Consider the following 24,844-nt stretch of genomic DNA (forward strand, 5'->3'; position numbering starts at 1 on the left):
GCGACGCGCCGCGCTGACCGCTAAGCCCGGCGGGCGAGGGCCGGCTTCCTCCTCAGGAAGTCGGCCCTTCGCCATTTCGACTTCCGGCGGGCCGCGGCGCATGATCTGATCCGGCGCAGGTTCGCCATGAGCACCCTGACTACCGAGCGCCTGGCGCTCACCCCGGTCTCGCTGCCCCTGCTCGAGGCGGTCATCCGCGGAGATCGCGCCGAGGCCGAGGCCCTGTCCGGCGCGCGCTTCCCTGGCGCCTGGCCCGGGCGCGCGCTCGTCGAGCGCGCCTTCAGCTCGCCGCTCGACCGGCTGCGCGACGATCCAGAGGCGTTCCTGTGGGGCACGCGGCTGATGGTGACGCGCGGGCAGGAGGAGCGCGTCGTCGTCGGCAGCGTGGTGCTGAACGGCCGGCCCGACGCGACCGGCACGGTGGAGATCGGCTACGGCGTCGAGGGCAAGTCCCAGGGCCAAGGCTACGCGACGGAGGGGTCGCGCGCCGTCCTGCACTGGACGATGCAGCAGCCGGGCGTGAGGCGCGTCATCGCGACCACGCCGGCCTGGCACCGCGCGTCGCTCCGGGTGATCGAGAAGCTCGGGATGCGCCCTGCTGGAACGCTCGATCACGACCTCCTGGGCGAGCTCCTCGTCTTCGAGCGCTACCCCGAGTAGCGCCCCTCCGTCCACGGAGGGGGCCCGCGCGGCGGCGTGAGCCGCTCACCCTCCTGCGCCGCTCACGCCGCCGCGCGGGTCGCGCCGCCGGGCCCACTCGCACAGGGTCATGCCCGCCGCGATCGCCACGGGGTACGAGTGGTTGATCCCGTACATGGGGATCGCGATCACGTCCTCGCACGCGTCGAGCAGCGCCTGCGGCAGCCCGTCATCCTCGCTGCCGAAGAGGAACACGAGCCCGCGGGGGAACGGCGCCTCCCAGAGGGTGCGCCGCGCGTGATCGCGCTCCACGCCGATGAGCGGGCGGCCGCGCGCCGCTTCGAGGAAGCTCGCCTCGTCGGGGCACTCGACGATGGTCTCGTACTTCTGCATGCCCATCGAAGCGCGCTCGTAGTAGGGCTCGGTCCCGATCAGGAAGATCTCCCGCACCAGGAACGAGTGCGCGACGCGGATGATGGCGCCGATGTTGAACGGGTTCTTCGCGCGGCAGACGGCGATGGAGAAATCGTTCCGCAAGGGGGCGAGCTCTTCGCGGATCTCCCGGGTGGTGAGCCCGAAGGGCGGGATCTTCACGGCGCGCTGGCTCCCCTACTCGGCGGCGAAGCGATCGAACAGCGGATAGATGGGCCCCTCGTGGACCCTGATCCGCTCGGTCGTGCCCGTGGCGTGCTTGACCAGGAGCAGGAGCCCTGCGCGCGGCACGGCGTCGAGCGCGCCCCGGATCGCCGCGACGGACATGCGCCGCACTGGCTGCCCGGCGATCTCCAGCACCTCGTCGTCCTTGCGGAGCCCGGCGCGCTCAGCAGGCCCGCCCTCCATGGTCCGCGAGATGAATGCGGAGCCGGAATGCAGCTGGTACCAGAGGCCGAGGCCGAGCTTGGCGTGCGCCGGCTGGAACGCGAGCGTGAGCGAGCCGCCCGCGTCGAGCTCGACGTCGATCTCGCCTGCGGCTCGGTGCATATCGCTCGGACGGCCGATGTCGCGCACCCCGATCGGCTTGTCGATGAGCGGATCCGCTTCCCAGACCTCCACCCGGAGCCGGTCCTCGGGCAAGATCTCGAAGTTTCCGCTGGGTCCTTCGGGCCAGGTCGGCTCGAGCGTGTTCGCTTGCTCCGCCGTCCGAAAGATCTCCGCGCCGTTGACGAAGACGCGGACATAGGGGTCCGGGAGGTCGCCGGCGCCGGAATCCCAGGCGCGGCCGTCCCGAGTGCGCTCCGGGATTCTCGCCCGGACGACCCGCAGCCATCGGACGTTCTCGGGCGGCGGAGGATGCAGCTCCTGATCTGAAGCAGGCTCGTGCAGGCGGGTCGAAAGCTCGGGATAGAGCGCCGAGCAGCCGCCCGCGGCGAGCGGCGTGCCACCTGCAGCGAGCAGCAGGATGAACGCGGGCAAGCAGAGCGATAGCGCGCGATGCCGTTGGAGGACCAAGATGGCGCCATTTTTGGCCGGAGCCGGCGTCAGCCGCAACTAAACCGTGCTATTTCGGGCGCCCATGCAGGATCAGCCCGTCATTGCTACCAGCGACCTCAGCGCGCACGTCGGCAGCACTGTCGTGCTCCGCGGATGGCTCTACAACAAGCGATCGAGCGGCAAGCTCCACTTCCTCGAGCTGCGCGACGGCTTCGGCACCGTCCAGTGCGTGATGGCGAAGAGCGACGTCGGCGACGAGGTCTTCGCGGCCGCCGACAAGGTCACCCAGGAGAGCGTGATCGATGTCGTCGGCGAGGTGAAGGCGCACCCGAAGCGCGCCGGGGTCTACGAGATCGCCGCGTCCGGCTTCCGCGTGCTCGGCCCCACCGCCGGCGAGTACCCGATCTCCCCGAAGGAGCACGGGACCGACTTCCTCATGGATCACCGCCACCTCTGGCTGCGATCGAAGCGGCAGCACGCGATCTTGCGCGTTCGTCACACCATCATCCAGGCCATCCGCGACTTCTTCGACGGGCGCGGGTTCACGCTCGTCGATGCGCCCGTCTTCACGCCGAACGCGTGCGAGGGGACGAGCACGCTGTTCCAGACCGATTACCACGGCGAGAAGGCGTACCTCACCCAGTCGGGGCAGCTCTACATGGAGGCAGCAGCGGCCGCGTTCGGGAAGGCGTACTGCTTCGGGCCGACGTTCCGCGCGGAAAAGTCGAAGACCCGCCGCCACCTGGCCGAGTTCTGGATGGTCGAGCCCGAGGTGGCGTTCATGGACCTCGCGGGCGACATGGACCTCGCGGAAGACTTCCTCTGCTTCATCGTCGAGCGGGTCCTCGAGCGGCGCCGCCCCGAGCTCGCGGTGCTCGAGCGCGACGTCGGGAAGCTCGAGTCCGTCAAGAAGCCGTTCCCGCGCATCCGCTACGACGAGGCCGTCGCCATCCTGAACGAGGCGCGCGCGGAGAAACGCAAAATGGCCGGAGAGGCCGAAATTCCTGATTTTCCCTGGGGAGAGGACCTCGGCGGCGAGGACGAGACGATCATCTCCGGCCGGTACGATCGCCCCGTCATGATTCACCGCTATCCGGCTCAGGTGAAGGCCTTCTACATGAAGCGCGATCCGACGGACGACCGGCTCGCGCTCTGCGTCGATGTCCTGGCGCCGGAAGGTTATGGAGAGGTGATCGGGGGCGGGCAGCGCGAGGATGATCTCGCCACCCTCGAGCGGGCAATCGAGGCGCATCGGCTGCCCCCCGAGGCGTTCGGCTGGTACCTGGATCTGCGCCGGTATGGCACCTTCCCGCATGCGGGCTTCGGGCTCGGCGTCGAGCGGAGCGTCGCCTGGATCTGCGGTCTACCGCACGTGCGCGAGACGATCCCGTTCCCGCGCATGCTGAATCGGCTCTCGCCTTAGTGCTGCGCGTCAGAGATCCTGCCGGAAATTCGGGGCGCCGCTTGGCAGCGCCTCGTTCACGGCGCGATGCGCCACAGCGCCGACGCGGCGGGCCGATGCGTGGAAGCGTGAAAGCGTGGGAGCAGGCGAGGCTAGCCGCTCCTCGCGCGCACCCACGCATCGGAATCGCGACGCTGTGCGAGGAGCGTGAGTAAGAGGTAACGCGATCGGCAAGCCCACGCGACGCGCGACAACGGCGGGCAGTGTGGTCAGGCCGTGCCCGCGCCCCGCCTCGCCGCTGGGGATCCGTTTTTGCTCCGCTTGCAGGGCGACTCTGTCGTATCAAGAAAGCATAGGGCGCAACCCGCGACCCACGCTCACTCGGCCGACCGACGGAGCCACCCCTGCTTGCAGATGAGGGAGCGCTCTACCGGCGAGCCGGACCCTGCCCCCGCCTCCCCGACCCAACTCGCGAGGACAAAGCTATGGCTCGTCTCGTCGGCTTTATCGGTAACCGTCCGGATCTCGGCGCGCGTGCGATCGAGCTCGAAGAACGTGCCCTCACGGTTCGCCGAAGGGAGGGCGTGATCCCTGGCTGGGGGGTCGGCTTCTACCAGGGAGGAGAGATTCTTCTCAAGCGCCGGCCGATCGATGATCGACCGGAGATCAGCCTGGCCGACATGACCAAGGACGTGCGCGCCGACATCCTCGTGGCGCATGTCCGGGCTGCGACCGTCGGCAGCCTGCGTACCGAGAACACGCACCCGTTCCGTTATCGGCAGTGGCTGTTCGCCCACACGGGCACGGTCGAAGGGTTCGCCCGCCTGCGGAACCAGCTGAGCGACTCGTTGCCGCAGTTTCTCCAGCGCGACGTTCGCGGCGAGACGGACAGCGAGCTCCTCTTCCACCTGTTCCTGTCCTTCCTCCACGACAGCGGCCAGCTCGATCGACCCAACGTGGACGCGGCGAGCGCGCGGACGGCCCTCCGGTCCTCCATCGCGCTCGTGGACCGGCTCTGCGCGGAGGAAGGGGCGGGGCCGAGCGCGATGAACATCGTGGTCACGAACCCCGAGTACCTGCTCGCCGCCCACGGCGGCACGTCGATGGCGTACCGCATCTACCAGGGCAACGAGGACATGGAGCGGCTCCTCAGCGACGGCGGGTTGGGCCGAATGCGCATGCCCGACTATGCCGCGAGCCGGTTGACGCTCGTCGCGTCGGACTTCGATGACGACCAGGCCCTCGCGGGGTGGACCCACGTCGGCGAGCGTGCGATCGTGACGTTCACCCGCGCCGATGCTCCCGCGATCGAGCCGATCTGAACGCCCGGAGGGCCCGCAGGAGGCCAGGGGCCATGCGCCGCCGGCCGGCGCTCCGGACGCCTCTCGGCCGTCGCGAGCGTGTCCATCGCTGCTCGTCGCCGTGATCACGGGCGGGTCGCTCCTGGGGTGCAGCCGCGGAGGACCGGCCTCCTTTCCCACCGCCGCCGAGCTCTCTGACGAGCGCCGCCGCCCCGACGGCGTGGCGCTCGATCCGGCGAGCACCCCGCCGCAACCGACGAACCAGGCAGACGTCGAGGACAGCGTCGTGACCCTCCGGACGCCTCTCGGCATCGGCGCCGCGCTGGAGGTCGTGGACGAGTTCTTCCGGCGGGTGGTCGCCGAGGACAGCGAAGCCTTGAGCGAGCTGCTGACGCGCGATGCCCTCGCGATCCACACAGGCTCGGGCGGATCGGGGCAGCCGCCGAGCGCCGGGCTCTGGTGGGAGCAGCGGTTCCGGCGACTCGAGTACGGAAAGCTCGCCGGAGAGCCGGTCTATCGGGAGTCGGAGCTCCAGATCTTCCGGGCCGAGGACGCGCTCGCGACGCCGCACCACCCCGCGATCCAGCCCGAGACGCTCGATGACCAGGACGTCGTTATTCGCGTGCCGATCGCGACCGCGCGGGTCGCCACGGATCGCCTGCTCGGCGACGAGATCGTCGTCTGGCTGCGCCGCGACGGCCCGCGATTCAGGATCTATCGGCTGCTCGAGGACTTCCAGTTACAGTAGGCTTTGCGCTTGTGCCATATCTCCGACAAGATCGGGGCTCGATGAGCCGCCTCAAGATCGCTTTCGTGGGCTCCGGGGGAGCGGCGCGAGGCCTTGCGCACCTCGGCGTGCTGAAGGCTTGCGAGGAGCTGGGCATCCATCCAGAGATCTACGTGGGCGCGGGGGCGGGCGCGCTGGTCAGCGCGACGTACGGGCAAGACATCCCGCTCGATGTGCTGCTCGACGCCTACCGCCTCCCCTGGAGACGACGTCACCGCGGGCCTCGCCTCCACGTGTCGAGCTTCTTCGGAGCTCCCGCCCTGCGCGATCTGCTCGACCCGGGATACCTCTGCTCGGGGGTGTTCTCGATCGACAGGCTCGAGCGCTACGTGCGCCGGACGCTGCCGATCAACGACTTCCGGCAGCTGCCGCACGCCGTCTACGTGACGGCGGTGGACGTGGACAGCGCCAAGCGCGTCGTGTTCGGCCCCGGCTACGATGAGGCCACGCCGATCAGCCAGGCGGTGGCCGCCAGCTGCTGCGTGCCCGGCCTGTTCCGGCCCTACCGCATCAACGGCCGCTATCACCTGAGCGGCGAGGTGATCCGGACGCTCTCCGCCGACGTGGCCGTGAATGCCGGCGCGAACATCGTGATCATCTCCAACATCTACCGTCCCGAGGAGCGCGACGAGTCGCAGCGCTCGATCGCGAGGAGCGGCGCGCCCAGCGTCGTCCGGCAGTCGCTCAGCATCCTTCTGGCCGAGAAGGAGCGCCGCGGCGTCGAGCTCCTCTCCAAGCTCTACCCGAACGTCACCTTCCTGGACGTGGCGCCCGCGATCGGCCGGTACAGCTACATGAACCGGTTCGCCGCCAAGCCGCTCGTCCTGCGCGGCTACCGCACTGCGCTCCGCATACTCGCCGCCGCGAAGGAGAAGGGCGTGTTCGATGCCCCCTCCTCGAAGAGCGCTCTAAACTAGAGCGGAGCTACCGCCGCACGCCCTGGCGTACGTCGACCGCGCCGTCGCGCAGCGACCGAGCGCTACATCCCCGCGACGATGCGGTACCCGTCCTGGTACTCCACCAGCTCCAGCCGGTTGTCGTCGACCTTGCGGCGCCACTCTTCGCCCTTGCCCCCCGGGATGCGGTAGCTCGCGCTGAAGGTGTAGTCGACGTAGATGACGTCATCGCCCTTGAGGACGCGCCGGTAGCGGATCTCGTAGCGGATGGCGCGAGCGTCCTGGAACTTGCCGGCGAGGTACGCGCGCAGGCCAGCGTAATCGAGGTCGTCCGCCGCATCGATGTTGCCGCCGTCCTCGTAGTACTTGGGCGACGCGAGCTTGAGCAGCTCGCCCACGTTCTTGCTCTCCACCGCGTTGCGATACTTCTCGCAGAACGAGATGATCTTGCGGTTGTCGTCGTTGTCCTCCACGTCTGTGTTCGGGATGTAGTGGGTCGCGCACCCGGCGAGGACGGCCGAAGCAACGACGAGGAGCGAAGCGACAGCTTTTGTTTGGCGGCAGAACATACGCGGGCAGGACAACGCTCGGGGGAAGCAGCTGATTCCAGCTGGGAACCTTGCCAGATCGAGGCGCGGATCGGCAAGCGAAGCGATCACGACCACCAAGGATGACGGGGACGGGCAGCCGCTACGCGTGCTCCTCGAGCCACCGGAGCAGGGCGAGATGGCCAACCGGCCCCTCGTGGTCGACAGGCAGGTCCGGATCGACCTTGCGCAGGCGCTCTTCGTCGCCGGGATCCGCCTGCAGGAGGAGCGCGACCGCGCCGCTGGCGAGCGCGCGGTGCTGGGCGCCGGTGAGGCCGAGCAGCTCGCGCGCGACCGGGCCCGCGTCGTCGGCCGCGAGGACGACCATGCGGTCGGCGTCCGAGGACGCGACGAGCTCGGCCGCGGCGCGGAGCGCCTCCTGCGCGCCGCCGAGCCCGGCGCCGACCGCGAAGCTCGGCCCGGTGAGCTGGTACGCGATGGCGCACTCGCCCGCGATCGCGTTCGGCGACGTCGCAGGGAAGAGGCGCGGCTCGACGAAGCGGGCTCCGCGGGCGCGGCGGCGGGCGTCGTACACATCGTTGGTGTCGATCGTGGCGAGCGCGTGGCCCGCGACGATGCCGGCCCCCCGCAAGCGATCGGCGCCGACGATGGCGGCGAGGGCTGCCACCGCGGTCAGCCCGAGCCGGCACAGCGCGTCGAGGCGCGCGAGGCGGTCGCGCGCGATGCCTGTCGCCTCGGCGAGGCGCCCGAGATCGGAGACCGTCACGTGCGCGTGCGCGCGGAGAACCACGCCGCGCGGGCGCCGCGGGCGCCGCCCGCTGGCGGAGGACGTGAGCAAGAGGGCGGCGTTGGCGCCGCCGAACGCTGCCGAGAGCTTGAGCGCCGAAGAGAGCGGGCGGGGCTCGGCGCGCTCGAGCAGGTGAGCCGGCGCGTCGGGGTCGAGCTCGCCTTCGGAGGCCGCCGGTGGAGCGATGGACGCCTGGAGGGCGGCTGCTGCGGCGAGCGCCTCGAGCACGCCCGCGGCCCCGAGCGTGTGCCCTATCTGAGCCTTGAACGGGTGGACCACCGGCGGAGGCGCATCCGCGCCCGGCAGCGCGTCCGAGCCCTCCACGGCGCCGCGCGGCGAGAGCAGCGCGGCGATCGCGCGCGACTCCATCGCGTCGTTGTAAGGCGTCGCCGTGGCGTGGGCGCTGATCAGACCGACGCGCGAGGCAGGCCACCCGGCGTCGGCGAGCGCCGCGGCGCCGGCGCGCGCGAGCCCCGAGCCGGTTCGATCCGGGGCGGTGATGTGCACCGCGTCCGTGGAGGCGCCGAAGCCGGCGACGCGGACGATCACCGGGGCGCCGCGGAGACGGTCCTCGCGGACGAGGGCGACGACGGCGGCGCCCTCGCCGAGCGCCATGCCGTCACGGCCGACCCGAAACGGGCGCGACCTGGACGCCGTCGTCGCGCGGAGCGCCTCGAAGCCGGCGGCGACGAAGATGCTGAGGGCGTCGTAGCCACCGGCGAGCACGAGATCGCAGGCGTCGCGATCGAGCCAGCGGAGACCGAGGCCCATGGCCAGGGTGCTCGCCGCGCACGCCGCGAGCAGGTGCGTGCGCAGCGGGGTCCGCTCGAGCCCGAACGCCGCGAGCGCGTCGTTGAACGGCGCGAAATACGTCGCGCGCGAGGCCAGCGCGGCGAGCGATCCGGCGTCGGCGCCCTCGGCGCGGGCGGCGAAGAACCGCTCCGCGGTGAGCATGCCGCCGCTGGAGGTGCCGAGGGCGATGCCGATGCGCTCGCCACGAAAGCCCGGACGCACGCCCTCCAGCGCCGCGAGCGTCTGTGAGAGCGCCGCCTTCAGCAGGTCCGTGGCGCGATCGGCGCCTGGAGCGACGCCGAGCTCCGCCGGCGCGCGCGCGGCGAAGGGCCGCAGCAGGCCGGCGCGAGCCAGCTCCGCGTCGCGCGCGATCGCGACAGGCGCAGGCTCGCCAGCCCGAGGGACGCGGTAGGCGAGAGGGCCGAGGCCGAGCGCCGAGACAGCGCCCGAGGCGATGACGCAGGCGTCGCTCATGAGCCGCCCCCCGGCCGGAGCGCGTCGGGATCGGCGAACGCGCGCGGATCCGGCGCGCGATCCCGCTCCTCGGCCTCGCAGATCACCGTGATGAGCAGCCCGGTCGAGGCCTGCGCGTAACGGACGTTGCCGCAGCCCATGCCCTCGGCGATCACGACCTCCTCGTCGAGCCGGCGCCGGCGGGCGCCCTCCGCCGTCGACCACGTGGTGCGGCGCGCGCCGATCACGCCTCGGTCGTTGACCCGCAGATCGATCACGGCGTCGCCGTCGCGCAGGACGAAGGAATCCGTGCTCTCGGCGCGCGAGTACCAGAGCAGCGTCCCCGCCGCCGGGTGGAGCATCCACCAGCGCAGGAAATCTACCGGCAGACCGCGGCGCGCAGCCCGCGGCGTCGAGGCGTCGCCGCGCCTCAGCAGATCGAGCGCGGGAACGGCGAAACGGAAGCGATCGCCGCGGGCCCACAGGTCGAGCGCGGTGGTGCCGCCCGGGCCGAGGAGGATCATCCGCAGCGCGCCCTCGGGCTCGAGGATGTCGCTCCCCGCCGCGCGTGCTCGCCCTTCGATCGCCGGCGGGGCGACCGCGATCGCGCCGCGCGCCTCGAGCACGTGGCCTGTGCGCGGCTCCCGCAATGCCAGGCGGACGCGGAGCGTGCGCGGGCCAGCCCCCTCGACCTCGCGGCGGAGAGCTGCGAGGCGCTCGCGCCCCTCTCGCCACGCGGAGGGGTCGAGCCGCGCGGCGGACGTGCCCGCCGAGGGGCCAGGCAGGAGGCGCGCTAGCTCGGCGTCGAGCGCGCCGCCGCGCCGCGGGGCGCTCGCGGCGCAGGCAGGGAGGCTCGCGAGCAAGAGCAGGAGGCGCCCGGCGCTGACGAGGCGCCGCGCACGGCGGCGGGGAGCGGGCGGCGACGTCGTCACGCGTCGCCGGGAGCGACCAGCAGGATGGCGTATCCCCGGTCGGGTGCGCCGCCCACGACGAGCACGCTCGCGAGGTCGCGGCTGGCGAGCGCAGCGACCGCCGCAGCAGCGGCGAACCCGCCGGCGCCCTCGTGATCACCTGAGCGCGACGCGAGCGTGGAGCGCCGCACCTCGGCCCACGGTGAGCCCTGCAGGCAGGCGAGGAGGCGCTCCTCCTCCCGTCCGACGAACACGGCGGCTGGCGACGGGACGGTGGCCTGCGCTCGCAGGGCGACCTCTCCCGGAGCGCCGAGGCGCGCCGGCGCGGGCGCTCCCGCGAGCATCCCCACCCCGTCACCCCGCCAGGAGTTCCACCAGGACACCACCGCCACCGGGCGCGCCCCTCGCTCACGCACACGCGCGGCGCTCTCGAAGAGCAGCACGGCAGCGCCCTCGCTGCGGACACCGCTGCTGACGACCTGCGAGCAGATCGGACCGAGGCACCGCTCGATCATCGGGCTCGTCTCCTCGACGCTGCCCGCGGCGAGCGCCTCCCCCTCCCCGGCCGTGATGAGCTCGATGGCCGTGACCATGGCCGCCTCCGCGGTGGCTCCGAGATCGGCCATCGCGAACACCGGGCCACGGAGGCCCAGGTAGATGGAGGCATGCCCGACCGGCGACGAGGGGACCAGGTTCGGAAAATCGGCGGGGCTCGCGTACTTCGCGCCCTTGTCGTAGATGCGCCGCATGTAGGCGGTCGAGGCGTCGACGCTGCCAAAGGACGCGCCGACGATGGCGCCGGGCAGGGTGCGGCTCGGCGCGGCGTCGGCCGCTGGATCGCCCGCGCCGGCCTCGGCCTGGACCGCGCCACCGAGCCCGGCCTCCGAGAGGGCCGTGAGGATCGCGGCCGTCGTCAGCCGGCCAGCGCGGTCGAGCCGCCTCGCCCGCGCGAGATCGAGGTGCGCGGCCGCGTTGAAGGGGATGGCCCCTTCCGCTGGCGGAGGGCCAGGCTCGAGATACGCGGCGCCGCCGCGGGACGCGAGGACGCCGAGCGGGCCGATCGTCGCGGCCGCCGTCACGACGACCGAGCGCCGCCGGGGCGCGCTGCCGGCGTCGAGCGGCGGTGGAAAACGGCCTGGCTGCGCGAGCACGAGCACGCTGTCCGTGCCGCCGAAGCCGAAGGAGTTCGACATCGCCGACCGGATCGGCGCCTCGCGCGCCTCCTTCAGGTGCACGAGCTGGCAGTCCGGATCGACCTCTTCGAGGCCGCGGGTCGGGGGCATCACGCCGCGCGCGATGGCGAGGGCGGTGATCGCGGCCTCGACCGCGCCCGCTGCGCCGAGCGTGTGCCCGATCTGCCCCTTCGATGAGGAGACGGCGATGCGGTTCACCTCGGGGCCGAGGCAGGCGCGCAGGGCGGCGCTCTCCATGACGTCGTTCAGCGGCGTCGCGGTGCCGTGCGCGTTGACGTAATCGAGATCCGAGGGCGTGAGCGCCGCGCACCGGAGAGCGTCGCGCATGACGCGCGCGGCGGTGCGCCCCTCGCGCTCGGGGTTGGTGATGTGATGCGCCTCGGCGCCGGTCGCCCATCCGCGGAGCTCGACGATCGGCTCCGCCCCGCGCGCGCGCGCGGCGTCCTCGGACTCGAGGAGCAGGAACGCCGCCGCTTCGCCGAGGTTCAGACCGGCGCGCCGCCGATCGAACGGGCGGCACGGCTCCGGATCGACGGCCGCGAGCGCGCCGAAGCCGGTGTACGTCAGCCGGCACAGGCCGTCGGCGCCCCCCGCGAGCACGCGGGTGGAGAGGCCGGCGCGGAGCCAGGCCGCGCCCAGCAACACGGCGTTCGCGCCGCTCGAGCAGGCGCTGCAGACGCTCCTCACCCGACGGAACGGACCGACGGCGGCGCGGACGTGGTCGGCCGTCGAGGAGAGGGGATGCGAGAGCATCCGCTTCAGGGGGGCGATCGCGCTGGGGTCGTGCGACAGCCAGGCGAGCAAGTCCTCCGTCTCGAACATCCCGGCTGTCGTCCCGCCGACCACCAGGTCGACTGGAACGGCCCTCGGGTCGATGCCCGCGTGTCCGAGCGCCTCGCGGGCCGAGAGCACGGCCATCGCGTCGGTTCGAGACCACCCTTCCGCCTCGCCCGGCGGCGCGACCTCCTCGGGGGAGAGATCGCGGACCTCCGCGGCGATGCGCCCGCGCGTCCCGGGGATCTCGAACAAGGAGAGCGGCGCGAAGGCCCGTTCTCCTGCGATGAGCCGGTCCATCGTCTCGCTCGCCCCGCGCGCCAGGGGCGAGACGACCCCGATGCCCGTCACCCAGATGCGCACGCCCGAACGGCTCTCTGCGGCGCGTTCACGCCGCCGCGGTCGACTTGACGATGTGGGCCACGAGCGCGTCCACCGATGCGAAGATCGGCCTCGCTTCGTCGCCCTCCGGGATGCGGACGCCGAAGCGCTCCTCCACGCTCATGGCGAGCTGGAGCGCGTCCAGCGAATCGAGGCCCAGCCCCGCGCCGAACAGCGGCGCGGCGTCGTCGATGTCGGCCGGCGTCTTCCCCTCGAGGTTCAGCTCCTCGACCATGAGTTCTTTTAACTTCTGCCGCACGTCCTGCGCGTTCATGAGCACGTCCCAGCGGGGTAGCACAATTCCGCGCCTTTCCACCAGGGGGCAGCGCTTTTTCTGACGGTTTGGTAAAGAGCGCCCATGGCCCTCGTCGACTACGCCACCTCTGCAGGCGTCGCGCTGCTCACGCTCAATGATCCGCCCGTCAACGGCTACACCCACGAGATGATGAAGGACCTCGACGCGGCCATCCTCGAGGCCCGCTTCGACAACGATGTCCATGTCATCGTCATCACCGGGCACGGCGAAAAGTTCTTCTGCGCAGGAGCGAACATCAACATGCTCCGCGAGTCGGATCCGACGTTCAAATACTACTTCTGTCTCCACGCGAACGAGACGTTGAGCCGCCTCGAGCACACGCCGAAGCTCTGCATCGCCGCGCTGAACGGCCACACGGTAGGCGGTGGTCTCGAGATCGCGATGGCCTGTGACCTCCGCATCGCCCGCAAAGGCGCCGGCAAGGTCGGCCTACCCGAGGTCACGCTGGGCGTCCTTCCAGGCACCGGAGGCACCCAGCGCCTGGCCAGGCTCATCGGCAAGTCACGGGCGATCCAGCTGATGTGCGAGGGGCAGACGTTCGATTTCGAGACAGCGCTCGCGGTTGGCCTGATCAATGACGTCTGGGAGACGGCCTCCCATGACGAGTTCATGGACCGGATCCTCGCGTACAGCCACACGTTCACGCTGCCGGACCGCGCGGCGCTGGCGGTCGGGCGCATCAAGCGCGCCGTTCAGACGGGCTTCGAGGTAGGGCTCGAACAGGGGCTCGCCCTCGAACGAGAGCTCCAGGCCGAGCTGTTCACGTCGGAGGACGCCAGCGAGGGGCTCGCTGCGTACATGGAGAAGCGTAAGCCGGTGTTCCAAGGCAAATGAGCGCACGCCGCGGCCAGTGCGCGCACGCCGCACGTCGCGCAATGCGCTGCCTCGCCGTTCTTCTCCGTGGGCAGTCGGATCAGGTTGACGCCGCCTCGAATGTAATAAAAATTACTTATTGCTGGTAACCTCGGAGGGTTGGACGATTTTCAAATCAGAGGGGGCTGCTGCACGTAAGTTCAGGCATGCAACAGCTTGTTGAGCATGGGCCCCTTCTGGAGCGGCCCAGCTTCGAGACCGTGTACACCGTCGGGCTGTCATTCCTCCGACAAGCGCTCCGCTGGCTCGGGGTGGCAGAGCGCGACGTCGACGACGTCCTCCAAGACGTCATGATCGCTGCGTATCACGCGCTAGATCGCTTCGATCCGAGGCGCTGCTCAGATGAGGCGCGCACCAGACATCCCCCCTGCGGCCACGCCTCAAGCCAGGAACGCGGGGCGCCACAAACGGCGAGCCCGCTCGGCGAGCCCCTCAGGCGCTGGCTGTTCGGCATCGCCTGGCGACAGGTCGGCCACTATCGCGAGCGCGCCCACCGCCGCAGAGAGATCGCGGTCGGCGCCGGGGCCAGCTGGCCGTTCGAGCCCGCCGACCCCGGCTTGACCTCGGAACAGCTGCTCGCACGCGAGCAAAGCGGCCAGCTCGTCGGCAGGCTGCTCGGCGGGATCGACGCCGAGCGACGCGTGGTCTTGATCATGCACGATCTGCTCGATGTGACGACCGCCGACATCGCGCGCGACCTGGACGTGAAGGAGAACACGGTGCGCAACCGCCTCCGGCTGGCCCGCGAAGACTTCCGGGTGGCGGTGAAGCGCATGAACGCCGAGGACCGACGCGCACTCCACGATCCGCTGAGCCTCCAGGTCGCCGAGCGCTCCCGCGGGGCGGACGAAGAGTCGCTCATGAGCACCGCCAGGCTCATCCCCGAGGTGCCGGACGCTACCCGGCGCAGGATCTGGCTCGCCGTCACGCGCGCGATCGCCGAGGCGCACGCTGCGGGCCCGAGCGCCAAGGCTTGCGCCGCGCCAGCTCCGTAGGCGACCGCCGCACGCACCGAAAGGAGGCCAACGGAACCGAGGGCCCGGGGTCGGCCGCTCTCAGCGCTCCAGCATCCTGCCGTAGTGCTCGGCGAGCGCCGTCCCTCCCAGGCGGGAGAAGAAGGAGGAATAGCATATCCAGATCGCCAGCCCGTTCATGTCGTCGAAGATCGGCGGGAGATACGGAGGCGGGCGGATGATCCCGTCCGTCACGTGCGCGTGGAGGACAGGGACGTCCTCGTGCGCGACCTTCCCCACGAACAAGAATGGAATCAGCATCGCCCGATCGTGCTGAATGGCCGCGCGCATGAAGGCGTAGTTGAGGACGATCCCCTTACAGTAGCAGGCGTCCTTCGTGAACGGCGCCCCTCCCGCAAGCACGCCGCCGCGGAAGACGCGCCTGGCATTCTGGAAGCACTCGTCTTCTTCGTAACCTTCGGTGCGGTACCACTCGAACACGTCGAGGAACGACGCCCCGTCCTCCGCCTTGTCCACCGCGAGGATGCGGTCGTTCAGCTTCTTCGCGCGACGCGGAGTGCTCCTGAAGGTGAGGATCTCCACCAGAACGGCGAGCCCTTCCTGCACCGCCGTGGTGCGCGGAGGCCCCTTCGCGAGCCAGCGCGCCACCGGCTGAGCTTGCCCGTTCAAGCTGGTCGCCACGTGCACCCACCCCTCGTGCGCCTCGAGGATGTCGACATCGCTCTTGGAGAACATCGCGCCGCTCCGGATCTTCACGTAGTCGCTGCCGGCGGCGGCGTCCGCGAGGAGCGAGTCGTCCACCTGCACGCGGATCGACGCGCCGCCGAAGAAGCGGTCGAAGCGGGCGTTCAGATCGAGCGCCGCCATCTCCGCCGTGATCTCCCGCGGCTGCGACGGGCCGAGACGCTCACCGCCGATCGCCGTCAGGAGGTCGTAGAGCACGAACCCCATGTCCCGCACGCTCGTCTTTCCGTCTGGCAGCTTGTCCTTCGGGGATCCGTAGAGCTCGCGGGACAGCGCGTAGAACGCCTTCGTTCCCCGCCCGATGAGCATGCTCACGACCTTCCGGTACTCGTCCGCCGTCGCGCGGAGGATCTGCCCGAGCCGATCGCGCTTGCCGAGCTCCCGCTCGGCGTCGCGCAGGATCTCCTCGAGCTCGCGCTGCTTGGCCTCCGGGTCGAACCCCAGATCGTCCGAGTAGGCGACCTGCGGCAGCTCGCGCTGCTTCGAGCGGACAAATTGCTCTTCGACGTCCGCCTCCCAGCGGAGCGCCTGGAGGATGCGGATCGGCCGCTGCGCATCGAGCACGCGCTGGGCCAGCGTCGCGAGGATCTCCTTGTAGGAACGCCACGGCCCCGCGACCGGCGGGAGCGGCGCGTGCGGGATCGGTCCGTCGTGCAAGCTCAGGGACTCGAGCGGCGCCGACGGCGCTTCACCGCTCTCCGCGCCGCCTTGCCCAGGGCCGCCCTGGCCGCCCTGGCCGCCGGTCGCGGCCGCTCCCGCGCCGTCCTCCGCCGCGCCAGCGCTGCCGCTGCTCGGCTCGTCCGCCGGCTGGCTCACCTCGAGCTCGCGCTGCGCCTCCACGTCCGCCGCGTGCGCCCCTCTCCTCTCCCGGGCCTCAGAGCTCTGCGCCATTGCGATCGATTGCTAACACCGGCTCACCTGTCCGAGCAAACCTCCACGGGCCAGGACAAGCGCCGCGGGGAGAGCCGGCTTCGCCGGGTCCTTGTCGGCATCGCGGCCTCGGGGTACGAGCCCTGCCCGTATGAGCGATCCCGAGCACAGGAATGACGCCGAGACGACCGCCGAGGAGGAATCGACCGCCCTCTCGGATGCCGCGCTCCTCGAGCGCACAGCGGAGGGGGCCAGGCGGCTCCGCTCGGCGATCGCGGCGGCGGTTGTAGGGCAGGACGATGTCGTCGAGGCGATGCTGATCACGCTCGCCGCGCGTGGGCATGCGCTGCTCGTCGGCGTCCCGGGGCTCGCCAAGACCCTGCTCGTGTCGTCGCTCGCGAGGGCGCTCGACCTCAGCTTTGGGCGCGTCCAGTTCACGCCTGACCTGCTGCCCGCCGACATCACGGGGACCGACGTGCTGCACGAGCAGCACGGGTCGCGGAGCCTGCGCTTCCAGCCCGGCCCCATCTTCCACAACCTCGTCCTCGCGGACGAGGTGAACCGGACGCCCCCGAAGACGCAGGCCGCCCTGCTCGAGGCGATGCAGGAGCGCAAGGTGACCGTCGGGACCACCACGCACGCCCTCCCCGACCCGTTCCAGGTGTTCGCGACGCGAAACCCGATCGAGCAGGAAGGAACCTACCCGCTGCCAGAGGCGCAGCTCGATCGCTTCTTGCTGGAGATTCACGTCACCTACCCGAGCGAGGCCGAGGAGCGCGAGGTGGCGCGACGGACGACCTCGGGGAAGCCGCCGGCGATCGCGGCGGTGCTCAAGGCGAGAGAGGTGCTGGCGATCGGGCGCCTCGTCCCGAGGATCCCGGTGACCGACGAGGCCGTGGATCTCGCGGTGCGCCTCGCCAGGGCGACGCGGCCGGGGGCGGAGCGCGCAGCGCAGGAGGTCCGGGACTACGTGCGATACGGCGCGGGGCCGCGCGGGAGCCAGGCGCTGGTGATCGCCGCCAAGGCGCGCGCTGCGCTCCGCGGCGAAGCAGCCGCAGACGTGGACGACGTGAGGGCGCTGCTGATCCCGGCGCTGCGGCACCGGCTCGTGCTGTCGTACCGCGCCGAGGCGGACGGCGTCCGCGACGTCGACGTGCTGAGCGCCGTGGAGAGATCGGTGCGCTGAGCGGCGCCGCGGCGCGGACGCCCATCACCGGGCGCGAGGCGCCTGTTGCTGCGCTTCCTTCACCGGCGTGACCGCCTTCATGGCCTTCAGATCGAGCGCGAAGCGCAGCGTCCCCGGCCCGCGCCCGTCCCAGCTCACCGCGACGACGCCGCTCTTCTTCAGGCTCAGGCCGGCCCAGCCGCCGTCGCCGAGCAGCGACGTCACAAGCGCCGACAACGAAGGCTCGTGCCCCACCAGCGCCAGCGGCTGAGCCCCCTGGTGCTGCGAGAGCCGGCGAAGGATCTCGGCCGTGTCGCGCGAGGGAGAGAGCTCGGCCACCACCGACACCTCGTCGGTCAGCCCGGCGGCCTCGGCGATGATCTCCGCGGTCTGCACCGCGCGCACGAGGGGGCTCGTCCAGATCATCCCAGGACAGCGGTCCTTCTGCTTCGCGAGCCATTTGGCGACGCGCCGGGTCAGCTTGCGCCCCTTGCCCGTCAACCAGCGACCTGCGTCGCCGAGGTCCGGCGCGTCATCCACGGCATGGCCATGGCGGATGATCAGGATCTCCATGACCTGACCTTAGCTTGGACGAGCGCCAGCCGGGGAGCGCCGTCCGCGCGAAAGGGGCGGCGGCGCCACCTCGACGCCCCTCAGAACTCGCACTGATGGGTCGCATCGTTGCAGTGCGAGCCCGGCGCCACGAAGGGACAGATGCTCCCGCGGAAGTTCTCGCACGGGAAACCGCACGTGAATGAAGTGTGCGTGTAGCAGATCTGCCCCTCGTCACAATCGGCATCGGAGGCGCATCGGCAGTTGAAATCGTCAGGGAACCCGTTCCCGTTTTCATCAAGGCCGTTGCAGCACTCCGTCACGTAGACGTCGCTCGCGCTGCAGTCCTCGTCCGCGCAGTCCAGCGCGCCGTCGCAGTCGTTGTCGATCCCGTCGGTGCACGCGCCGGTCCCGAACTCGGGGCCAGGCGCGGCGCCGTTCGCGCAGCTCCGGCATGAGCCGAAGGTGGCGCAGCCGGGATCAGCGCAGTCGACGTAGTGATCGCCGTCGTTGTCGATGTCGTCGTCACAGATCTCGCGCGGGTTCGGGACGATCTCGACGTTGAGCACGAAGGGGCCCTCGTTCGGTCCGCTCGCGGGATCGATCGTGAAGCCGTCGAGGAAGACGAAATAGGTGCCGGGGTACAGGATGCCGAAATCGAGCAGGGAGGCCCGCGACCCGCCGCTGTCGTCGTCGCAGCCGATCTCCCGGCCGGAGCTGCAGACGCCCGTGCGGACGTAGAGCGCCGTGTCGAAGGCCGACCCGCGCGAGTCGACGTGCACGCGCGACGGCGCGGTGAGCACGAAGAAGAAGACCGCCTCGCCGGCGTCGCCGCCGCACTCACCCCGGGTCTCGCTCACGTGCCCGGTGGTGTCCCCCGTGTACGTGCCAGTCCCGGGGATGCGCTTCGGCGACAGGCAGTTGGCCTGCTCGAGCACGCACACGGGGCTGCTCGCGCAGTCCGGATCCTGGCAGTCGACCAGGGCGTCGCCGTCGTCGTCGACGTCGTTGTTGCACCGCTCGGGCGTCGGCTCGCAGTTCGGCGCGAAGGCGCAGGCGCTGTCCGCGCAGTCGACGCGCTCATCGCAGTTGTTGTCGACGCCGTCGTCGCAGATCTCCGGCACGCAGCGCCGGCAGGCCGGCGCGGAGACGCACTGCGGATCCGCGCAGTCGACGCGCCCGTCGCAGTCGTTGTCGGCGCCGTCCTCGCACCGCTCCGGCGAGCCGGGCGGCTCGCACGCGCAAGGGAAGAGGCCGCGGCAGTCGGGATCGCCGCAGTCGACAAGGAGATCGCAGTCGTCATCCTCGCGGTTGTCGCAGCGCTCGCGCTGGGCGCTGCAGGCGCAGAGCGGCTCGGAGCCGCAGTCGGCGTCGTCGCAGTCGAAGGCGAGATCGCAGTCGTCATCGGCGCCGTTGCCGCACTTCCCGGCCTCCGAGGTGGAGCAGCCGCAGGCCGGCGTCCCCGAGCAGTCCGCGTCGAAGCAGTCGACGATCGTGTCGCAGTCGTCGTCGGCGCCGTTCTGACAGCGCTCGCCGGCAGGGCTCGGGGTACAGCCGCAGATCTCCCCCGCAGCGCAGGCGGGATCGAAGCAGTCGCTGACGCCGTTGCAGTCGTTGTCCGCGGCGTCCGTGCAGATCTCCGGCGCGCCCGGGAAGACGGACGGGTTGAGGTCGTTGCAGTCGCTCCCGCCGCAGAACGTCGGGCCGACGCCGTCCCGATCGTCGTCGCGGGGGCGATGGTCGCAGCGCCCGTCTGCGCAGTCGTCGCTCGTGCAGTCGTCGCCGTCGTCACAGTCCGTGGGGCCGCCGCACGCGTCGAAGCCTCCGACGCCCTCGCCTCCGTTCGATGAGGTCGACATGCTGCCGCTCGCCGCGCCACCAAAGCCTCCCCCTCCAGCGCTGGCGTTCGAGAGGTCGGGGAGGCTCGTCCGGCCGCACGCTCCCGCCAGGACACCGAGCGCCGCCCATGCGCCGAGCGCCATGAGGTACCGTCGAATCCGGGAAGGCCGCGGAAGCGCCCCCTCGACCCACGCTGAAGAGCCCGGCTTCATCTCTCACCCTCTCGCACCGGCCGCACGGTGCCCGCGCTTCGGTCCACTTTACAACCCCGAGTTTCCAGGAAAGCAAGTTTTGGTCCGTTGGCGCTGGCCGGTCGGCAAGGCGTTGGTCTGGAGCGCGCTGCCTCGCTCTGCGCGGCCGGCCCGAGCAGCTGCGAGGGCTGCTCACGAGCTGGCCTGCACGCCGAGCCGGCCAGCTCGCGCCACGGGATCAGTTGCGGGTCGGAGCATCCGCGTGTAACGAGGGCCGGTGGGCGCGCAGCTCCAGATCGAGTACGAGCGGCCGCCTCCTGGCCTTCAGCGCGGGCGTTACCCTGCGCCACAATGGGTCATCCTGGGGATCGGCGCCGCGGTGGTGCTCATCGCAGCCGCCGTCCTGATCTGGCGAGCGCGGCGCGCCTTCAGCGCACGCGGGAGAGGCGGACCCCGCTCCTCGAGACGAGGGTGACGGGAAACGGGAAACCAGGCGAGCACTTCAGGGGGAGGAGGAATGATCGACCGCGGTGCGATCGCGGGTTGACACCGAGCGGACCGGACCGGTAGGCACCATAGAGGGATGCGCACCCGGTCGGCCGATGTAGAGAGCCGACCGAGCGCGCGACGAGCCTGCAACAGCCGGGGCCCAGAGACGCGCCCCAGTGAGGCCCTTTGGGTCCTGAAGAACACCGCGCAACCGCGGCCCGTGGATACATGGCACCGATCGAACGTGGCGTTGAGCTTGTGCATCGCGTGATCGCGCAACTGAAGAAGCGCCCTTCCAGCCATACCGCCGAGGGAGCGAGTCAGGCGGCGCTCGATGCGCTCGAGTCGAGGCTGATGGTCGAGCTGCCGCCCACGATGCGGGCGTTCCTCGAGTTCGATTTCAGGCTCGATAGCCTGGGCCCGCGGTTCAAGGGGCGGCATCGCTTCGGCCAGGATCCGTCGGCGCCTCGACCGAAGCTCACCTCGGTTCGCAAGCTGGCCGAGGCGAAGACCGACCTCGGCTGGACCGAATCGCGGCTCCGGGCCAAGGTCGTGAGGCTGCCCAACCTCCCCGGTCAGCCGTGGAACGCGCTCTACCTCGGGGAGGCCAGGCGAGACGGCGAGCTCGTCATCCTCGGCCTCGACAACGAGGACACGAACGTCCGGGTCTTCCCGCGCTACACCGCGTTCGACCTGTACCTTGCCGAGCAGTGCGGCCTCATCAAGCTGCGCGAGTCGCAGCGGCTCGAGGACCTCGAGTCGCACGTGGCGCTCAACCCCGAGCTCGGGTCCGCCGAAGAGGACGACGAGGGCGACACGGAGTATTGATCGCACGGCCGCGACGCCCTCACCCCGGCGCCGCTCGGCCGTGGACGACGTCGGTGACGAACGCGATGGCTGCCGGTGCAGGAGCGCTCCACTTCCGGTTCCGGGTGGACGACGGCGACCCTCGTGACCGGCTCGACAAGCTCGTCGTCCACCTGCTCGACCGCGCCGGCCATGCGGCCTCTCGCGCGGCGGTGCAGCGGTGGATCGCCGCCGGCCGGGTCCTCGTCGATGGGGAGCCCGCGCGCGCGTCGGTGGCGGTGCGCGCAAGCGCGCTGGTCGAGGTCCACCCCGAAGAGCCGTCGCCCTCGCCCACCGCGGCCGATCCCGACGTGGCCATCCCGGTGGTGTACGAGGATGAGCACCTGCTCGTCATCGACAAACCTGCCGGGCTCGTCGTGCATCCGGCCCGCGGCCACGAGTCCGGCACGCTGGTCAACGGGCTGCTCGCCCTGCCCGGGTTCGCCCTGGCGCCTGCCGATCCGCGCGATCCCATGGGCCATGTCCGCCCGGGGATCGTGCACAGGCTCGACCGAGGGACGAGCGGCCTGCTCGTCGTGGCGAAGGACGAGCCCACCCGCGAGGCGCTGAAAGATCGGTTCGCCAGGCACGCGATCGAGCGCGAGTACGCCGCGATCGTCGCCGGCGAGGCGCGAGACGCCACCTACGACACGCTCCACGGCCGGCACCCGACCGACAGGCTCCGGTTCACGTCGTGGATCCGCGGCGGCGCCGGCGCCCCCAGCTCCGGAGCCGGCGCGCCCGGTTCACGCGTCGCCATGCCACGCCGCGCCGTGACGCACGTCCGCGTGATCGAGAGGCTCGGCGACGCGGCGACCGTCGTCGCGTGCTCGCTGGAGACGGGCCGCACCCACCAGATCCGGGTGCACCTCGCCGAGCGCGGCAGCACACCCGTCCTCGGAGACCCCCTCTACGGCAAGCCGCCGAAGAAGCCGGCGGTACGGGCGATCGCGGAGGAGCTGGGCCGGCAAGCCCTCCACGCGCGCGTGCTCGGGTTCATCCACCCCGCCACGCAAAAGCCCGTCCGCTGGGAGAGCGCGCTGCCAGCGGACATGCGCAAGGCGCTCGACCAGCTGCGGGCGCTCGCTACCAGATCTTCGATTTGATGTGGCCCTTGGACTTGATGAGGATGTCGACGAGGGCGCGGTCGTAGAAGTTCTTCTGGTAGAGGTCCGGCGCGACGCGGCTCTTGTAGAGGGCGCGCCCTTCCTCGATCTCTTCGGACAAGACCGTGAAGAGGTCATCCTGCTGGATGCCCTGCACGATCTTCTCCTCGTTGTAGAGCGAGAGATCGCTCGCGATGGCGCGCGCGAGGCGGCGCGCCGCCTCTTCCGTTTCAATCAAGGGCATCCGTCTCTCCTCCAGGTTCGCCAGTCGGGGGCACGCGCTCCCGAGCCGACGGGGGCCTAGGATGCAGCAGCCCAGGCGGCGCTGTCAAAGTAGCTCGTCGTCCGACGACCCGACCTCGCATCCGGGCGGCGGCGCGAGGGGCGCGGCGGGCATGTGGGCGGTCGCGCGGGGCGCGCCGGCGGCAGGCCGATCCGCTTCCTGGCGCGCCGCGGCGAGGGCGGCTAGCCCCGAGAGGAGCGGGAACGCGACCAGCGCGTAACGCCCGGCACCGAAGAACACGGCGTGCGTCGCCGCGGTCGCAGCGAGGACGGCGAGCGCGGCGCCTACGAGCACCGGCGCCCGGAGGAGCGCGCGGCCCTTGAGCAGCGCGAGGCCGAGGAGCGCGAGGTAGCCAACCCATGCATGGATGTGCAGCGCGGCGACGACCCCCAGCGCGAACAGCGCGAGCCGAGCGATGTCGAGCGCGCGGTGCGCGAGCGAGGGACGGCGAGCTGCGCCGGGCGCCTGCGCGGGCCTGCGCGCCGCCCACACGAGCGCGGCGAGGAGGACGACGCGCTCGAAGACGGTCTCGACGGCGCCGAGCGCGACCTTGCCGGCCTCGCTGAACGCCGACGGGTTCGAGGCGTGGAGGTACCACCCGGCCGCGCCGCAGTAGTCGAACGTCGCCGCGAGCTTCCTGGGCACGAGCCCGAGCCATTCGCCCGGGTGCTCCGCGATGTACCGACGCGCCTCGCGGCCGAAGCAGGCGTCCTTGCCGGCTTCGTCGAAGACCTCGCGGCACGCCTCGGGGACCTGGACCGGCGCCCACGCGCCGGTGGACGCGGGATCCGCTCCGATGAGGAGATTCCATCCGCCGTTCACGCTCACCAGGGCGCACTGGTTCATCCGCAGGCAGTTGCGCGCGGTCCAGGGCGCGCACACGAGGAGCGCCGCGATGACGGTCAGCAGGACGGGCGCCGCGCGCGCGGCGAACGGGGGGAGGAGCCGGGGACCGCCCGCAGGCGGAGAGCCCGAGAGGGCGAGGCCGGCGAACAGGGGCGCGAGCAGGAGCGCCTGCGGGCGGACGAGGGTGGCGGCGCCGATGAGCAGCCCGATGACGGCGAACGGGGCCAGCGCGGGGCGGCGTTCGCGCGCCCTCGCGGACGCCCACGCCGCGCAGGCGACGAGCGAACCGGTGACGCCCTCGGTCATGAGCGCCGGGGTGTACGCCACGAGCCCGGGGTGGAGGGCGACGAGCCCGCCGGAGAGCGCCGGCACGGCGCGCGAGTGCGGCGCGGCGCGGGCCGCCAGGCGATGGACGGCGAGCGCCGCGAGCGCGCCGAGCACGGCGTTCAGCAGCATCGCGACGGCGGGGTGCGCGCCGAGCAGCGCGTACAGCGCGCCGACCGCGCCCGGATAGCCCACCGGGTAGTGCGCGGCGTACGTGACGACGCCGTCCGGCCATAGCCACGTGTAGCCGAGCCCCGCCGCGATCCGCTCGGCGATGCGCTGGTAGTACGCCCCGTCGGCGGTGGGCGGGAAGCGCCCGGCCGCCCAGGCGACCATGGCGAGCCGCGCGGCGAGGGCGAGCGCGAAGATCGCGCCCGCGTCGCGCCGACGCGCGACGACCGAGGCGCCGTCGCTCATGACGAGCGCGCGAGCGACAGCGGGAAGCGCGCAAGCAAGCCGGTGGCCCGCAGCGCAGCGACGACCTCGCACGCGGGCAGACCGACGACGTTCGAATAGGAGCCGTCGATGCGCGCGACGGCGAAGGCGCCGATGCCCTGAATCGCGTAGGCGCCTGCCTTGTCGAGCCCCTCGCCGGTCGCCGCGTACGACGCCACCTCGCCGTCGTCGAGCTCGCGGAAGCGCACCCGCGTCACGACCGTCTCGGCGTGGAGCGCCTCGGCGAGGCCCGGGGCGGATGCCGTCGCGACGTCGGCCCGATCGCCGCCGGCGACCGCGAACCTCGTCCAGACCTGGTGCTCGCGGCCCGAGAGGGCGCGGAGCATGGCGCGCGCGTCGACCTCGTCCCGCGGCTTGCCGAGGATGGAATCGCCGAGGATGACCGACGTGTCGGCGACGAGGATCGCGCCCGCCCCGGCCGCCTGGCGCAGGCGCCGCGCGGCCGCGAGCTTCGCCAGCGTGACGCGCTCCAGGTAGGCAGCGGCGTCCTCGCCGGCGCGCCCCGCCTCGTCGACCTCGGCTGCCGCGACGCGGAGAGGCAGGCCGAGCGTGGTCAGGATCTCTCGCCGGCGCGGCGAGCCGGAGCCGAGCAGGAGCGGGTGTGAGTCGTCGATCATGGTCGTGCGGACGCCGGCGGCGCCGGCCCCGGCCGGGCGTGGTCCTAGCACGGCGCCA

23 protein-coding genes are annotated in these 24,844 nt (G+C 71.5%); 10 read left to right on the top strand and 13 right to left on the bottom strand.

The features are described from left to right. Positions 1-126 precede the first annotated feature (126 nt). The gene (locus WMF46_RS31605) at positions 127-660 is read left to right on the top strand and encodes a GNAT family N-acetyltransferase (RefSeq protein ID WP_437542945.1); all 534 of its coding nucleotides are present in this window, start codon (positions 127-129) and stop codon (positions 658-660) included. A gap of 45 nt (positions 661-705) precedes the next feature. Here the strand turns inward: WMF46_RS31605 and WMF46_RS31610 are convergent, their stop codons facing one another. Beyond that, positions 706-1,233 (bottom strand): TrmH family RNA methyltransferase, encoded by a 528-nt coding sequence (locus tag WMF46_RS31610; protein ID WP_437973597.1) that lies wholly within the window; start codon positions 1,231-1,233, stop codon positions 706-708. Positions 1,234-1,248: 15 nt separating this feature from the next. After that, on the bottom strand, positions 1,249-2,088 hold the full coding sequence (locus WMF46_RS31615) for a PDZ domain-containing protein (protein WP_437980609.1): 840 nt from the start codon (positions 2,086-2,088) through the stop codon (positions 1,249-1,251). Positions 2,089-2,152: 64 nt separating this feature from the next. Between WMF46_RS31615 and asnS the strand changes: the two genes are divergently transcribed. From asnS to WMF46_RS31635, 4 genes are all read left to right on the top strand, one after another. Then, positions 2,153-3,493 carry an asparagine--tRNA ligase gene (asnS, locus tag WMF46_RS31620; RefSeq protein WP_437973599.1) on the top strand — a complete coding sequence of 447 codons (1,341 nt, stop codon included), beginning with the start codon at positions 2,153-2,155 and terminating at the stop codon, positions 3,491-3,493. A gap of 563 nt (positions 3,494-4,056) precedes the next feature. Then, on the top strand, positions 4,057-4,794 hold the full coding sequence (locus WMF46_RS31625; protein ID WP_437980610.1) for a class II glutamine amidotransferase: 738 nt from the start codon (positions 4,057-4,059) through the stop codon (positions 4,792-4,794). 100 nt (positions 4,795-4,894) lie between these two features. Then, the gene (locus WMF46_RS31630; RefSeq protein ID WP_437980611.1) at positions 4,895-5,521 is read left to right on the top strand and encodes a hypothetical protein; all 627 of its coding nucleotides are present in this window, start codon (positions 4,895-4,897) and stop codon (positions 5,519-5,521) included. 41 nt (positions 5,522-5,562) lie between these two features. Then, entirely contained in the window at positions 5,563-6,477 is a 915-nt protein-coding gene (locus WMF46_RS31635) for a patatin-like phospholipase family protein (RefSeq protein WP_437740306.1), read from the top strand. A 62-nt stretch (positions 6,478-6,539) separates the two neighbouring features. Here the strand turns inward: WMF46_RS31635 and WMF46_RS31640 are convergent, their stop codons facing one another. The 5 genes from WMF46_RS31640 to WMF46_RS31660 all read right to left on the bottom strand — a co-directional run bounded on the left by WMF46_RS31640 (position 6,540) and on the right by WMF46_RS31660 (position 12,569). Then, complete coding sequence (locus WMF46_RS31640; protein ID WP_437709102.1) at positions 6,540-7,025, bottom strand: hypothetical protein; 486 nt, start codon at positions 7,023-7,025, stop codon at positions 6,540-6,542. A gap of 121 nt (positions 7,026-7,146) precedes the next feature. Further along, positions 7,147-9,057, bottom strand: a complete 1,911-nt coding sequence (locus WMF46_RS31645) for a beta-ketoacyl synthase N-terminal-like domain-containing protein (RefSeq protein WP_437980612.1) — start codon at positions 9,055-9,057, stop codon at positions 7,147-7,149. Then, positions 9,054-9,968 (bottom strand): hypothetical protein, encoded by a 915-nt coding sequence (locus WMF46_RS31650; RefSeq protein ID WP_437980613.1) that lies wholly within the window; start codon positions 9,966-9,968, stop codon positions 9,054-9,056. Before WMF46_RS31650 ends, WMF46_RS31645 begins: the two co-directional genes overlap by 4 nt. Next, positions 9,965-12,277, bottom strand: coding sequence for a beta-ketoacyl synthase N-terminal-like domain-containing protein (locus tag WMF46_RS31655; RefSeq protein WP_437980614.1), 2,313 nt, complete (start codon positions 12,275-12,277; stop codon positions 9,965-9,967). The genes WMF46_RS31650 and WMF46_RS31655 overlap by 4 nt, the downstream gene beginning before the upstream one ends. A gap of 25 nt (positions 12,278-12,302) precedes the next feature. Further along, positions 12,303-12,569, bottom strand: coding sequence for a phosphopantetheine-binding protein (locus WMF46_RS31660; protein ID WP_044969499.1), 267 nt, complete (start codon positions 12,567-12,569; stop codon positions 12,303-12,305). Between the two features lie 84 nt (positions 12,570-12,653). On the opposite strand from WMF46_RS31660, the gene WMF46_RS31665 reads away from it, so the two are divergent. Both WMF46_RS31665 and WMF46_RS31670 read left to right on the top strand, forming a co-directional pair. Next, positions 12,654-13,445 (top strand): enoyl-CoA hydratase/isomerase family protein, encoded by a 792-nt coding sequence (locus tag WMF46_RS31665; protein ID WP_437903292.1) that lies wholly within the window; start codon positions 12,654-12,656, stop codon positions 13,443-13,445. 239 nt (positions 13,446-13,684) lie between these two features. Then, on the top strand, positions 13,685-14,479 hold the full coding sequence (locus tag WMF46_RS31670) for an RNA polymerase sigma factor (RefSeq protein ID WP_437980615.1): 795 nt from the start codon (positions 13,685-13,687) through the stop codon (positions 14,477-14,479). A gap of 60 nt (positions 14,480-14,539) precedes the next feature. Here WMF46_RS31670 and WMF46_RS31675 read toward each other — a convergent pair whose 3' ends face one another. Beyond that, positions 14,540-16,093, bottom strand: coding sequence for a flavohemoglobin expression-modulating QEGLA motif protein (locus tag WMF46_RS31675; protein ID WP_437980616.1), 1,554 nt, complete (start codon positions 16,091-16,093; stop codon positions 14,540-14,542). Positions 16,094-16,223: 130 nt separating this feature from the next. Here WMF46_RS31675 and WMF46_RS31680 point away from each other — a divergent pair, with 130 nt between their 5' ends. Continuing rightward, positions 16,224-17,258 carry an AAA family ATPase gene (locus WMF46_RS31680; RefSeq protein ID WP_437980617.1) on the top strand — a complete coding sequence of 345 codons (1,035 nt, stop codon included), beginning with the start codon at positions 16,224-16,226 and terminating at the stop codon, positions 17,256-17,258. A 24-nt stretch (positions 17,259-17,282) separates the two neighbouring features. Here the strand turns inward: WMF46_RS31680 and sixA are convergent, their stop codons facing one another. Continuing rightward, entirely contained in the window at positions 17,283-17,810 is a 528-nt protein-coding gene (gene sixA / locus WMF46_RS31685) for a phosphohistidine phosphatase SixA (protein ID WP_437980618.1), read from the bottom strand. Positions 17,811-17,890: 80 nt separating this feature from the next. After that, the gene (locus WMF46_RS31690) at positions 17,891-19,771 is read right to left on the bottom strand and encodes a MopE-related protein (RefSeq protein WP_437980619.1); all 1,881 of its coding nucleotides are present in this window, start codon (positions 19,769-19,771) and stop codon (positions 17,891-17,893) included. 804 nt (positions 19,772-20,575) lie between these two features. Between WMF46_RS31690 and WMF46_RS31695 the strand changes: the two genes are divergently transcribed. Both WMF46_RS31695 and WMF46_RS31700 read left to right on the top strand, forming a co-directional pair. Continuing rightward, a complete protein-coding gene (locus WMF46_RS31695; RefSeq protein ID WP_437542978.1) occupies positions 20,576-21,136 on the top strand; it encodes an SMI1/KNR4 family protein in 561 nt (186 codons plus the stop codon). Positions 21,137-21,201: 65 nt separating this feature from the next. Next, positions 21,202-22,260 (top strand): RluA family pseudouridine synthase, encoded by a 1,059-nt coding sequence (locus tag WMF46_RS31700; protein WP_437980620.1) that lies wholly within the window; start codon positions 21,202-21,204, stop codon positions 22,258-22,260. Here the strand turns inward: WMF46_RS31700 and WMF46_RS31705 are convergent. The 3 genes from WMF46_RS31705 to WMF46_RS31715 all read right to left on the bottom strand — a co-directional run bounded on the left by WMF46_RS31705 (position 22,241) and on the right by WMF46_RS31715 (position 24,786). Beyond that, a complete protein-coding gene (locus tag WMF46_RS31705) occupies positions 22,241-22,504 on the bottom strand; it encodes a hypothetical protein (protein WP_437542982.1) in 264 nt (87 codons plus the stop codon). The two genes, WMF46_RS31700 and WMF46_RS31705, sit on opposite strands and share 20 nt — an antisense overlap. Before the next feature lie 84 nt (positions 22,505-22,588). Next, positions 22,589-24,130: a hypothetical protein gene (locus tag WMF46_RS31710; RefSeq protein ID WP_437980621.1), complete on the bottom strand. Its 1,542-nt coding sequence runs from the start codon at positions 24,128-24,130 to the stop codon at positions 22,589-22,591. Further along, positions 24,127-24,786: a Maf family protein gene (locus tag WMF46_RS31715; protein WP_437980622.1), complete on the bottom strand. Its 660-nt coding sequence runs from the start codon at positions 24,784-24,786 to the stop codon at positions 24,127-24,129. The genes WMF46_RS31710 and WMF46_RS31715 overlap by 4 nt, the downstream gene beginning before the upstream one ends. Positions 24,787-24,844: the final 58 nt, after the last annotated feature.

The organism is Sorangium sp. So ce117 (assembly GCF_051524395.1).
GTDB lineage: Bacteria > Myxococcota_A > Polyangia > Polyangiales > Polyangiaceae > Sorangium > Sorangium cellulosum_B.

What these genes read in the sequence shown, in the direction of transcription:
- WMF46_RS31605 (WP_437542945.1), top strand. Translation starts at nt 127, where the DNA reads ATGAGCACCCTGACTACCGAGCGCCTGGCGCTCACCCCGGTCTCGCTG.
- asnS (WP_437973599.1), top strand. Translation starts at nt 2,153, where the DNA reads ATGCAGGATCAGCCCGTCATTGCTACCAGCGACCTCAGCGCGCACGTC.
- WMF46_RS31635 (WP_437740306.1), top strand. Translation starts at nt 5,563, where the DNA reads ATGAGCCGCCTCAAGATCGCTTTCGTGGGCTCCGGGGGAGCGGCGCGA.
- WMF46_RS31640 (WP_437709102.1), bottom strand. Translation starts at nt 7,025, where the DNA reads ATGTTCTGCCGCCAAACAAAAGCTGTCGCTTCGCTCCTCGTCGTTGCT.
- WMF46_RS31645 (WP_437980612.1), bottom strand. Translation starts at nt 9,057, where the DNA reads ATGAGCGACGCCTGCGTCATCGCCTCGGGCGCTGTCTCGGCGCTCGGC.
- WMF46_RS31660 (WP_044969499.1), bottom strand. Translation starts at nt 12,569, where the DNA reads ATGAACGCGCAGGACGTGCGGCAGAAGTTAAAAGAACTCATGGTCGAG.
- WMF46_RS31665 (WP_437903292.1), top strand. Translation starts at nt 12,654, where the DNA reads ATGGCCCTCGTCGACTACGCCACCTCTGCAGGCGTCGCGCTGCTCACG.
- WMF46_RS31675 (WP_437980616.1), bottom strand. Translation starts at nt 16,093, where the DNA reads ATGGCGCAGAGCTCTGAGGCCCGGGAGAGGAGAGGGGCGCACGCGGCG.
- WMF46_RS31680 (WP_437980617.1), top strand. Translation starts at nt 16,224, where the DNA reads ATGAGCGATCCCGAGCACAGGAATGACGCCGAGACGACCGCCGAGGAG.
- sixA (WP_437980618.1), bottom strand. Translation starts at nt 17,810, where the DNA reads ATGGAGATCCTGATCATCCGCCATGGCCATGCCGTGGATGACGCGCCG.
- WMF46_RS31690 (WP_437980619.1), bottom strand. Translation starts at nt 19,771, where the DNA reads ATGGCGCTCGGCGCATGGGCGGCGCTCGGTGTCCTGGCGGGAGCGTGC.
- WMF46_RS31700 (WP_437980620.1), top strand. Translation starts at nt 21,202, where the DNA reads ATGGCTGCCGGTGCAGGAGCGCTCCACTTCCGGTTCCGGGTGGACGAC.
- WMF46_RS31705 (WP_437542982.1), bottom strand. Translation starts at nt 22,504, where the DNA reads ATGCCCTTGATTGAAACGGAAGAGGCGGCGCGCCGCCTCGCGCGCGCC.
- WMF46_RS31710 (WP_437980621.1), bottom strand. Translation starts at nt 24,130, where the DNA reads ATGAGCGACGGCGCCTCGGTCGTCGCGCGTCGGCGCGACGCGGGCGCG.
- WMF46_RS31715 (WP_437980622.1), bottom strand. Translation starts at nt 24,786, where the DNA reads ATGATCGACGACTCACACCCGCTCCTGCTCGGCTCCGGCTCGCCGCGC.